This is a genomic window from Rheinheimera sp. (assembly GCF_020217005.1).
Lineage (GTDB): Bacteria > Pseudomonadota > Gammaproteobacteria > Enterobacterales > Alteromonadaceae > Pararheinheimera.
Map to the genome: position 1 here is coordinate 1 of NZ_JAIWOI010000146.1, position 10,000 is coordinate 10,000.

The following is a 10,000-nucleotide window of genomic DNA, read 5'->3' on the forward strand; positions in this document are numbered from 1 at the left end:
AACGTGCTTTAACCTGCAAAAACGCCCGTCAGGGTTCTTTAGCTATTATCTGGTCTGTGGTTTTAGTGGTTCCTGTGACGCTGGTGTTTATGCTGATTGGTTTTTTACTCTATATCTTTTACCAGCGACCAGACCTGATGGCGGGGTCTGGAGCTGTGATGCACAGCAGTCAGTTCAGTGGTGAAAACATCACTGTCTTTATGTATTACGTTTTGCATGAAATGCCATCAGGCCTGCGCGGATTAGTCACAGTAGGTGTGATAGCCGCAGCCGTTTCTACCCTGACCTCTGGCTTAAACTCTATGGCTTCGGTGATTATTCAGGACCTGTATAAACCCTGGCAGCAACAAAGAATAAGCAAAACAGAACAGCACTATGTGCATGCTGCTCGCTGGTCTATGCTGTTTTGTGCCAGTGCTTTAGCCCTGATGGCTATGTTGTGTTATTACTGGCAACAAAGCAGTGATATGCCACTGCTGACTTTTGCGCTGGGAGTTATGGTGTTTAGCTACAGTGGGTTACTAGGCGTTTATGCCAGCGCGCTCTTTAGTCAGCGCGGCAGTCCGACCTCGGTATTGGCTGCCTTAATAGGAGGTTTTGTTATTACCCTGCTGATGCAACCTTATCTGCAAAGCTACTATTTACCTGCAGACTGGCAGTTTGATTTGGCCTTTAGCTGGCAACTCTGTATAGGTTTCGCTTGCTCTTTTGCGATTTGTCAGTTGGGAAAAAGCAGCTCGTCTGTGGCACACACTGAACTTAATGGCGTTGCAGCCTGATGAGTACTTTGCTGTTTATTTTCAGCCTGATAGCACTGCAGTGTGCTGCACAGCAACTGCAGACCGGAGCTAGCCAATTAGCGGCAAATCCACTTTTGTCTCCTGTGGCGTTAACAGGCAAACAGATTGGATTGGTGGTGAATCAGAGCTCAGTCACAGAAAAAGGTCATCTGCTGGATGAGCTTTTGCGACAGGGCTTCGCCGTAAAAAAATATTCTCTCCTGAACATGGTTTTAGGGGCACTGCTGACGCTGGCGCTCATATAGCCAACAGCACAGATCAAGCAACGGGTCTGCCGCTAGTGTCTTTGTATGGCAAAAATAAAAAGCCCACAGCTGAAGCCTTGCAAGGCATCGACCTGCTGATCTTCGATTTACAGGATGTAGGGGTGCGCTATTACACCTACTTATCAACCCTGCATTATGTGATGGAGGCGGCTGCAGAACAAAAAATCCCACTGCTGGTGCTGGACCGACCCAATCCAAATGGCGCTTACGTTGATGGTCCTGTGCTTGATAAAAGTTACCAGTCTTTTGTTGGCATGCACCCTATTCCACTTTTGCATGGCATGACTTTGGGCGAGCTGGCGCTGATGATCAAAGCTGAAGACTGGATCCAACAAGCAGAGCAGTTAGAGCTTTATGTCTGGCCTGTGAAGAACTACCAACGCGATATGCCTTATGATTTGCCGGTTCGGCCAAGTCCAAATTTACCTAATGCTCAGGCTGTAGCTTTATACCCATCTTTAGGTTTTTTTGAAGCCACGCCTTTGAGTGTTGGCCGTGGCACCAACTTTCCGTTTCAACTGCTGGGCTACACCAATCCACCTTTAGGCAATTTTGCTTTTAGTCCTGTCTCCAAAGCCGGAGCTGCACTCAATCCGCCACTAAAAAACCAATTGGTGCTGGGACTGGATTTACGCAAAGCAAAAGCCGGAGGTCTGAACTTAAGTTATTTAATTCAGGCGCAGGCTGTGTTTAGCAAACATCAGCTGAAGTTGTTTAATTCACCGGACTTTATGGACAAGTTAGCCGGCAGCGCCAAGTTGCGGCACCAGCTAGAACAAGGCTGGAGTGAAGCGCAAATCCGCCAGAGCTGGCAGGTAGATTTGCAAAAATTCAGGCAACAACGCAGGCCCTATTTGTTGTATCCGGACCCGAATTGATCAAGCCGGAAACAACTCTGCCATCTGCGTCAAAGTAGCGCCAGTCACCCTGTTAATGCGCCAGTCGTGCAGCATCACTGCACCTAAAGATTGATAGAAGTCGATAGCAGGCTGATTCCAGTCCAGTACAGACCATTCCAGTCGACCACAATCGCGCTCTACCGCCAGCCTGGCAAGATAAGTGATGAGCGCTTTACCTACGCCCACACCACGGCAGGCTGGTTCGACAAACAAGTCTTCCAGATAAATTCCTGGCTTGGCCAAAAAGGTCGAGTAATTATGGAAAAACAGCGCAAAACCAACGTCTTTGCCCTGATAATTGGCCAGCACCACTTCGGCAAAAGCTTTGTCGGCGAATAAGGTATCACGTAGTTTTTGTTCAGTGGCCACCACCTGATCCGACAGCTTTTCGTAGTCGGCTAATTGCCGGATAAAACTTAAAATAACAGGTACATCGGCCTCTGTAGCCAAACGCAGTTCAAGACCATTGATACGAGTGGAAATAATGCTCATCAGAACTCCTTGCTGTAAAAGTAAAAATGGGGTAAGAACACATTAGTTACACGTAACTAATGTGTTCTTACCCCATTTTCAGGAGGGCTAATTACTTAGCGCGGCTGCGGTATTCGTCAGTACGGGTATCGATTTCGATTTTGTCGCCGATTTCAACGAAAGCAGGAACCATTAATTCGAAACCTGTGTCCAGCTTAGCTGGCTTCATCACTTTACCTGAAGTGTCGCCACGTGCAGCTGGTTCAGAGTAAACCACTTCACGAACAACAAATGGAGGTAAGTCAACAGAGATAGCACGCTCGCCGTAGAATACAACTGAACACTGCATATCAGGAACCAGATATTTCAGAGCTTCAGTCATGTTTTCAGCTTCGATTTCGTACTGGTTGTACTCAGCATCCATAAATACATACATCGGGTCTGCGTAGTAAGAATAAGTTACTTCTTTAGTGTCTAACATAACTTGTTCGAACTTGTCGTCAGCACGGTATACAGTCTCAAGACCGCCACCAGTTAACAGACCTTTCATTTTCATTTTTACAACAGCAGCGTTACGGCCAGATTTGTTGAATTCAGCTTTCTGAACAACCATTGGCTCGTTGTTGACCATGATTACCTGGCCAGCGCGTACTTCTTGAGCAGTCTTCATCATAATTGAAATATCTTCTTGTTAGGAAAAATTGCGCGACATTATAAGTTTATTTTCAGAAAAACGCACGAGGTTGCTGGCAAGATCTTGCTGCTGAATTAAATATTCCTGCCATTTTTTATTATGCTTTTGAATTTGTTCAGTTAAATTGCTAAATAAAGCAAATTCTTCACTGATATCCTGTTCCAGATTCCAGGCCATATGCAACTTTTGCAGGCAGTCTTTTTGCTGTTCTGAGGCCTGCTGCAGGTATCTATCCAGAAATGCCTGTAATTTAATCAAATGCGCCTGTTCATCCTGGCGGTAAATTTGCCAGACAAAAGGCTTAGCGGCCCAATGAGCTCGGATCACCGAGTCTTCGCCACGAACAAAATTGATGTCGCAGCAGGCCAGAAGCTTGTCGTATTCTGGTTGAGGTACAAAGTCTAAAATACGAATACTTAGAGACTTAATATCTAAACGCCCGGTTTTTAGTTCGGAGAAAAGTTGGGTTAAATCTGTCGCCAACTGACCCTGAGGTACTAAGAGCAAGGTTGTTTGCTCCGCTGCCGCCAATTGGTTCAACCATGGCTCAATAGCCGCCTGACTATAAGCAAATAGTGAAATTTTTTGTTGATAGTCCATTGCATCTGCCAAGCCCAGACTGCACCAAAACTGCTGTTGCAACTCAGCTGTAGCACTGGTTTTCGTCAAAGACTCAATCAGCCCCTGCTCTCTTAACAAGCCGCCTGTTTGCGGTGTAAACCCTGGGAAAAAGAAATATTTTTGCAGAGGTAGTTGCGGATGAGGAGATGGCAAGGCATGACAGCCATGCACCCAATCCTCTGCCGACAGGTATTCCAGATTCAACCATAAAGGTTTTTCAGTAAACGAAGCCATCCAGTGTAAATAGCAAGAAGGAATAGTGCAGGCTAAGGCTTCAATTACCAGATCAGGCTTGTCTGCCTGGCTAAGCTCAGGCAATACAGCAGTCCAGTGCCGAATCAGCACTTGCTGCTGTTGCTGAGTTGCAAAATCTGGATTGATACCATGGCAAATTTTCTGAAAGCTGACTAAATCGTCCACCCATAAAGTAACCTGCCATTGATGTTCATGCTGCAACTGCCTTGCTAAGCGCCAGCAAATACCTATGTCACCAAAGTTGTCTACCACAGAGCAAAACAAATCACAGCGCATGCTTTACCTTTCAGATCAGTTGGCTAATTAAGGCTTTTAACGCCTTCGCCATTAAATACAGGCTGGCGATACTAAGCAGCAGGCAACCCCAAAGCAAGACCTGGTACCACAATTTATGAGCGCTTTGCCTGAGCTTTTGCCAAAAACCTTCGGGCTCTTGCCAGTCTGGAAGTTGCCTGAATAACAACAAAGTCAGCCAGGCCAGGAGCACCCAGCCAAGTAATACAACAGATAACAGCAAAGCCACCTCATACACCTCAGCCGGGCCTTGCAGTAGATAATATAAGCCAAAGCCAAGGGCATAAAACCCAAGCAACACCAGGCCAAAACGCCAGACATAAAGCCGTTGTGCCAGTTGCTGAGCTTTTTGCAGCAATTTCACCCTTTAGCCTCTTGCAATGAAATCGGATACAAAGGCACCAGCCCGGCCTGCCCTGTCATATCCGCGACCAACCAGATTTGTTCAAAAGGATGTTGAGCCGGGATCTGCAATAAATGTGGCGTTTGTCCTAACTCCTCCGCGTGCCAATCCGGATGAGCATTGCGGATCACCAACCACACTTTTTCAGAGTCATAGGTTTTTTGCGCTTTATTGCTAATGAGTTTATCCAGCGCATGCAACAAGCGCTCTGCAACCGGATATTGGCGAAGAGATTGCAAAGCGTCCAAAGTACCACCTTTGAGTTCACGTCCTAATATTTTCATTGCTTCGGCTTCACTGCCATACAAATGTGCGATCTCCAGATCCAGCCGCTGCTGCTCCAGATAACAAGATACATCTGGCTTAGCCGGCTGGTTATGCCAGATATGTTGCATCTTGATACCAAATTTATGCTGATAAAGCCGCATAAATATTCTGGCGGCCTGATGTTCGAGTTCTATTTTTTCGTCGATACTGCTTTTCATCACAACCAACAAAGTAGTGTTTCGTATAAGCTTGTATCTTAACGAAAAAAAGTCAGGTGTTTATGCATTTTTTAGTTGGTCTGATCATTGGTGTGCTGTTGGTTAGTCCTGTATCAGCAGCGGATGTGCCATGGACGTCATTACCGTCCAAAGCGGGTATAACTCTGAGTTACAGATACAATCCGCTGTTGGAAGTCAAAGCTAAAGCATTTTATCAGGCTAAACCTGAGAGCTTTTTGTTGCTACTGAAAGACACGCACTCGATCAGGCGCTGGCTGAAACAAAGTCAGGACGCCAGAATGCTGGCTGGCAGCACAGACCATCATTGGAGAGTGTATACCCGCTTTAAGTCGATTTGGCCTGTCAGTCCACGAGACATGGTGACTTGTGCCGATGTGCTAAGACTAAAAAGCCAACTACTGCAGATCCAGATCAGCGACTGTTCAGACTTGGTTGAGGAAAGCGCGGATTATGTACGGATAAGAAAGATCAAAGCGCTATGGACAATAGCAGTTCAAAAACAGGGGTTCGAACTTGAGTACCAGGGTAGCGCCAACCCTGGAGGTAATTTACCAGATTGGCTGGTGAAACAACTAACGTTAAGCTCATTACGCGCCAGTTTTTTGGCTTTTAACACTGAGTTGCATCGCCCCGCTTACCAACTAAACACTAAGCAAACTACTCATTAGTTTTAGCTTGTTGTTGCTTCAGTTGATCGTATGCACCTGCATTGCTGGCATTGTTGTACCCCATGCTTCGCAAAGTCTCCAGCGCTATTCCTGAGCGCCGACCGCTGCGGCAATAAAGTTTGATCTCCGCTGATTTATCAGCGCCAACAGCCTCAATTCTCTCAGCTATTTCATCATAAGGAATATTGATGGCACCTTCCAAATGTCCGGCCTGGAATTCCTCAGCAGTGCGCACATCTATCCACAAGCTTTGCGCTATCACCAGTGGAGCCCATAATAACAGTAACATCAGCAGTTTTTTCATGCCCAAATCCCTTGCCCATTGAGTAATAACACAACAATAAAGCAGCAAATTGCCACAGACAACAAACGCAGTGTAGACCAGAAACTTAACAAAGCCGCCAGAAGTAGGGTCAAAAATGCAGTGAAGGAATCAAAAAGTAGCAATGCAACCAATGAACCTGGCAGCAAAGGCAGAACATTCATCAGTTTTAAACTCAACCTTTGGCGTGATGTACAGCAACTCTGCCAAAAATAGTGCTGGGAGGCTAAATGCTGTTGCCAGAGTTTTTGCTGGGCATAACACAAAAGCGCTAAAATCCAGATAAATACCGAATTGATAAAAAGCAGAGCTTCAGCTTTTAGTTGTTGTACCAGCCAGTAGTGCCACAAGGCCAATACAAAAATAATCAGCAGTAACATTGCCTTATTTTTCTGCTCTCCAAAAAACCAAAACAACCAATACCGAATTAAACGACCAGCAGCATAGGATGCTCTGCTCAGGTACGCTAAAACCTCTCTTTCTATCAGCATCACAACGACTAAGGCCACCGACCAAAAGCTGGCTGCCGGCAACACAAAAACCACCAAAAGAGCCAACCAACTGGTTTGCCTGGTCTTAAAAAACCAGCATAACACCAACAACACCAGCAGTAATTGTATAGCGTCCAGCCATGCCATCGACTTTGAACTTAGCAGCAGATAAATAAATACGGGTAAGGTGAAAAACCAGAATGGCAGTTGATTCAGCAGCGCCATCAGCTTATTGCTCAGCCACGCAACTTTGGCAGAAGGAGCCAGACTTTCAACAAAGTATTGCTCTGCGACTGGTTTTTGCTGCCAGGCGACAGAGCCCTGCCAGCAGAACATAATTACCAGTAGCATTTGCAGATAAGGCCAACGCTCTGTGGTGCTCAGTTCCGGGTTAAACAACTGAAAGCCGAGTAACACCAAAGGCGCCCAAAGACCTAACAGCGCATGGCCTGCAACCAGCAACAACATAAAAGAGAATTGCTTCAGTGGTGCAAAAGCGTCCGAAGCCTGCTGTTTGAACAACTTATAACGCAGTAATAGATAAGTGCCCACCGGCCTTTAACTCCAGATGCTGGTTTATTTGAACGGCAAATTTCTGCGGGGACAAATGACTTGCGATCAACACCAAAGCCCCCCGCTGCTGAGCCTGCATTAAAGCTGCACAACAATAACTAAGGGCCTCAGGGTCCAGCGCATTAAAAGGTTCATCCAGCATTAAAAGTTGGGCTTGAGTGGCCAGGGCCAAAGTTAAACTTAACTTTTTTTGTTGCCCCAAAGACAACAACGCTACTTTTTGTTGCATCAAAGGGTCCAGCGCAAAAGCCCTGGCATGCAGCATGAAGTGGTCCAGCGCTATACCACGACAACGTGCAACCAACTGCAACACGCCAAGTACGGTATTATCCTGCAAAGGCGCTACAGCATCAGCACTGATGGCGACGAGCTGCTGGTAAGGGGCTGCTCCGACCTGATGCTGGTGAAATTTAATACTGCCTTGCTGAGCTTTATCCAAGCCTGCAATAATTCGCAACAAACTGGATTTACCTGAACCATTAGCTCCACTGAGCCAATGTAAACCTGGTGCTAACTGCAGCTCTAGATTGGAAAACAGCTGTTGTTGACCAAAAGCAAACCATAAATTTTGAATACTCAGCATTTACAATACCCACTCAGCGTAAAGCTCAGCCAATACAGGCATAATGGATAACACTAAAAGCAATGCCATCACCCAGTTAAAAATACGCTGATACAGAGGCTGATTTAATACAGTGCGTAGCAAAGCACCACAGGTTAACCAGACTCCGACACAAGGGAAGCTGACCAGTAAAAATGCTGCTGTAATTTGAGTCACATCCCACCAGGCGTTGCCAGAGACAGTAGTAAAAGCAGCGACTGCACCAGAAGCCATAATCCAGGCTTTGCCGTTGACCCACTGAAATAAAGCGGCTTGCAGAAAACTAAAAGGTTTGGCGTTTGAGCCTTCAATACTGCTGGGCGTGCTGGAACCTATTTTCCAGGCCAGCCACAGCAAATACAACACACCTATCACTTTGATCCAGATATGCAGCTGTGGAAAACGTTCAAATACCACACCAAAACCCAGCCCCACCAGTAACACCATCAAAGGGAAACCGAAACAAATACCCAAAAAATGCGGCAGGCTGGCCTTTACGCCATAATTGACGCCTGAGGACAACATCATGATGTTATTTGGGCCCGGAGTAATAGTGGTAGAAAAAGCGAAAAACAATACGGCGAAAAAAACGTCCACTTCAGCTCCTGGGTACAAGACTTTAATACGTTGAATCTAAAGCAGAACGGCGCTAAAACACAATATAAAAATAATTATTCCGGCTTATACCAGAGTATGGATTCGTTTAATGGCGTTTCTGGCGGCAACAATGGGTTCTTTAACTTCACCAGTCTGCGCTTGGATAGCTTCATCTCTTTCAGTTGTTGCACAAAATACTTCTGGAACAATAAATCAAAGCTGCCATCTTTTAACGCCAGGCGTAAACCAGTTTCAATTTTCTCCGCCAGCACAGGGTTTTTGTTAGAAACAAAAAAGTAGACTGCGCCCGGATAATGCAGCACCCAGTCGGTTTCAATATGCAGCCCCTGCTCAGCGAATAACTGCTGCTCTGCAGCTATCTCTAGCACACTGCGTGGAACGGCATCTACTCTGCTGTGCAACAACATCTGAAACAAACTCTGGTAGCTCGAAGCATTCAGCACCTTAAATTTATTCTGCCGCAACACCTCAGCATCAACCCAGTCATGGACCTGCGACATCATCTGCTGTTTCAGCGCAGTCTCGTCCTTCAAGGCACTGAACTTAGCCTGGTTCTCTCGTCTGATCAGTAATAACCTGTAGCTGCCAAGGCCTTTATATATGGGGATACGCACAGGTAACAAACGATGTTCCCGCTCGATGGAGGTCATAGTCCAGACCACATCAACTTCAACACCAGTTTCTAATAAATACAAAGCGCGGCTTTTAGACACAGAGGCAGAGGTAGATTGAAGAGTGGCTGTACTACCAGATTTTTTCAGCGCCAATTCAAGCAGCGCGATAGGATAATTGGAGCGTTTGTCCGCTGAATCTTCAATCGCCGGATAATGCACGACCTCAGAGGACAAGCTGTTGAACGGCAAAACCAGCAGACAAAGTATCAAGTAAAAGCAGGATCTATACATCAGGCTTATCCTGAAAAATGAACTGCTTAGAGTCTAGAAGAATTCGGGGCAGAGTAAAATTAAAGCCTTAGTTTTAATATCACTCTGCGCCCAATGCCCACTTTTAGTCTTCGAAGAAAGTATCGCGCAGCGCTACAGTACGGTTAAAGACTAAATGATCCGGTGTTGAATCTTTGTTGTCGGCACAGTAATAGCCTTCCCGCTCAAACTGGAAGGCTTTTTCTGCTTCAGCTGTCTTTAAACTTGGCTCAACCCAACCTGTTTTCACTGTTAATGAAGCTGGGTTAATTACAGCTAAAAAGTCTTCTTCAGCAGCAGGATTTGGCACTGTGAATAAACGATCGTAGATACGGAATTCAGCAGGCACAGCTTGTGAGGCTTCGACCCAATGGATCACGCCACGCACTTTGCGGCCATCGGCAGGATTCACACCCAAAGTCTCTGGATCGTAAGAACAAATCAGTTCAACAATCTCACCGGCTTCGTTTTTAATCACTTCGTCAGCACGAAGTACATAAGCGCCACGTAAGCGAACTTCACCCCCTGTCACCATACGTTTGTATTTTTTATTGGCTTCTTCACGGAAGTCGGCCTTGTCTATATACAAAGTACG

13 protein-coding genes and 2 pseudogenes are annotated in these 10,000 nt (G+C 46.0%); 4 read left to right on the plus strand and 11 right to left on the minus strand.

Annotated elements, in window-relative coordinates; translation table 11 throughout:
• The 3 genes and pseudogenes from LDL40_RS07130 to LDL40_RS07140 form a co-directional block, all read left to right on the plus strand.
• Positions 1–779, plus strand: a pseudogene (locus LDL40_RS07130) (sodium:solute symporter); the annotation flags it as partial.
• Complete coding sequence (locus LDL40_RS07135; protein ID WP_300994533.1) at positions 779–1,045, plus strand: hypothetical protein; 267 nt, start codon at positions 779–781, stop codon at positions 1,043–1,045. The pseudogene LDL40_RS07130 and the gene LDL40_RS07135, both read left to right, overlap by 1 nt.
• On the plus strand, positions 991–1,944 hold the full coding sequence (locus LDL40_RS07140; RefSeq protein WP_300994551.1) for a DUF1343 domain-containing protein: 954 nt from the start codon (positions 991–993) through the stop codon (positions 1,942–1,944). Before LDL40_RS07135 ends, LDL40_RS07140 begins: the two co-directional genes overlap by 55 nt.
• Here LDL40_RS07140 and LDL40_RS07145 read toward each other — a convergent pair whose 3' ends face one another.
• The 5 genes from LDL40_RS07145 to LDL40_RS07165 form a co-directional block, all read right to left on the minus strand.
• On the minus strand, positions 1,945–2,457 hold the full coding sequence (locus LDL40_RS07145; RefSeq protein ID WP_300994535.1) for a GNAT family N-acetyltransferase: 513 nt from the start codon (positions 2,455–2,457) through the stop codon (positions 1,945–1,947).
• 91 nt (positions 2,458–2,548) lie between these two features.
• Positions 2,549–3,106: an elongation factor P gene (efp, locus tag LDL40_RS07150; RefSeq protein ID WP_053425033.1), complete on the minus strand. Its 558-nt coding sequence runs from the start codon at positions 3,104–3,106 to the stop codon at positions 2,549–2,551.
• Between the two features lie 21 nt (positions 3,107–3,127).
• Positions 3,128–4,282 (minus strand): elongation factor P maturation arginine rhamnosyltransferase EarP, encoded by a 1,155-nt coding sequence (earP, locus tag LDL40_RS07155; protein ID WP_300994537.1) that lies wholly within the window; start codon positions 4,280–4,282, stop codon positions 3,128–3,130.
• 10 nt (positions 4,283–4,292) lie between these two features.
• The gene (locus LDL40_RS07160; protein WP_300994538.1) at positions 4,293–4,664 is read right to left on the minus strand and encodes a hypothetical protein; all 372 of its coding nucleotides are present in this window, start codon (positions 4,662–4,664) and stop codon (positions 4,293–4,295) included.
• Positions 4,661–5,188, minus strand: coding sequence for a hypothetical protein (locus LDL40_RS07165; RefSeq protein WP_300994540.1), 528 nt, complete (start codon positions 5,186–5,188; stop codon positions 4,661–4,663). Before LDL40_RS07165 ends, LDL40_RS07160 begins: the two co-directional genes overlap by 4 nt.
• Before the next feature lie 62 nt (positions 5,189–5,250).
• Here LDL40_RS07165 and LDL40_RS07170 point away from each other — a divergent pair, with 62 nt between their 5' ends.
• Positions 5,251–5,877 carry an START domain-containing protein gene (locus LDL40_RS07170; RefSeq protein ID WP_300994542.1) on the plus strand — a complete coding sequence of 209 codons (627 nt, stop codon included), beginning with the start codon at positions 5,251–5,253 and terminating at the stop codon, positions 5,875–5,877.
• Here LDL40_RS07170 and LDL40_RS07175 read toward each other — a convergent pair.
• The 6 genes and pseudogenes from LDL40_RS07175 to LDL40_RS07200 all read right to left on the minus strand — a co-directional run.
• The gene (locus tag LDL40_RS07175) at positions 5,867–6,181 is read right to left on the minus strand and encodes a rhodanese-like domain-containing protein (RefSeq protein WP_300994543.1); all 315 of its coding nucleotides are present in this window, start codon (positions 6,179–6,181) and stop codon (positions 5,867–5,869) included. The two genes, LDL40_RS07170 and LDL40_RS07175, sit on opposite strands and share 11 nt — an antisense overlap.
• Positions 6,178–7,242 carry a hypothetical protein gene (locus LDL40_RS07180; RefSeq protein WP_300994544.1) on the minus strand — a complete coding sequence of 355 codons (1,065 nt, stop codon included), beginning with the start codon at positions 7,240–7,242 and terminating at the stop codon, positions 6,178–6,180. Before LDL40_RS07180 ends, LDL40_RS07175 begins: the two co-directional genes overlap by 4 nt.
• Positions 7,214–7,846 (minus strand): ATP-binding cassette domain-containing protein, encoded by a 633-nt coding sequence (locus LDL40_RS07185; RefSeq protein ID WP_300994545.1) that lies wholly within the window; start codon positions 7,844–7,846, stop codon positions 7,214–7,216. The genes LDL40_RS07180 and LDL40_RS07185 overlap by 29 nt, the downstream gene beginning before the upstream one ends.
• Positions 7,847–8,461 (minus strand): LysE family translocator, encoded by a 615-nt coding sequence (locus LDL40_RS07190; protein WP_300994547.1) that lies wholly within the window; start codon positions 8,459–8,461, stop codon positions 7,847–7,849.
• Between the two features lie 74 nt (positions 8,462–8,535).
• Positions 8,536–9,387 (minus strand): ABC transporter substrate-binding protein, encoded by an 852-nt coding sequence (locus tag LDL40_RS07195; RefSeq protein ID WP_300994549.1) that lies wholly within the window; start codon positions 9,385–9,387, stop codon positions 8,536–8,538.
• A gap of 103 nt (positions 9,388–9,490) precedes the next feature.
• Positions 9,491–10,000 (minus strand): annotated as a pseudogene (locus LDL40_RS07200) (glutamine--tRNA ligase); the annotation flags it as partial.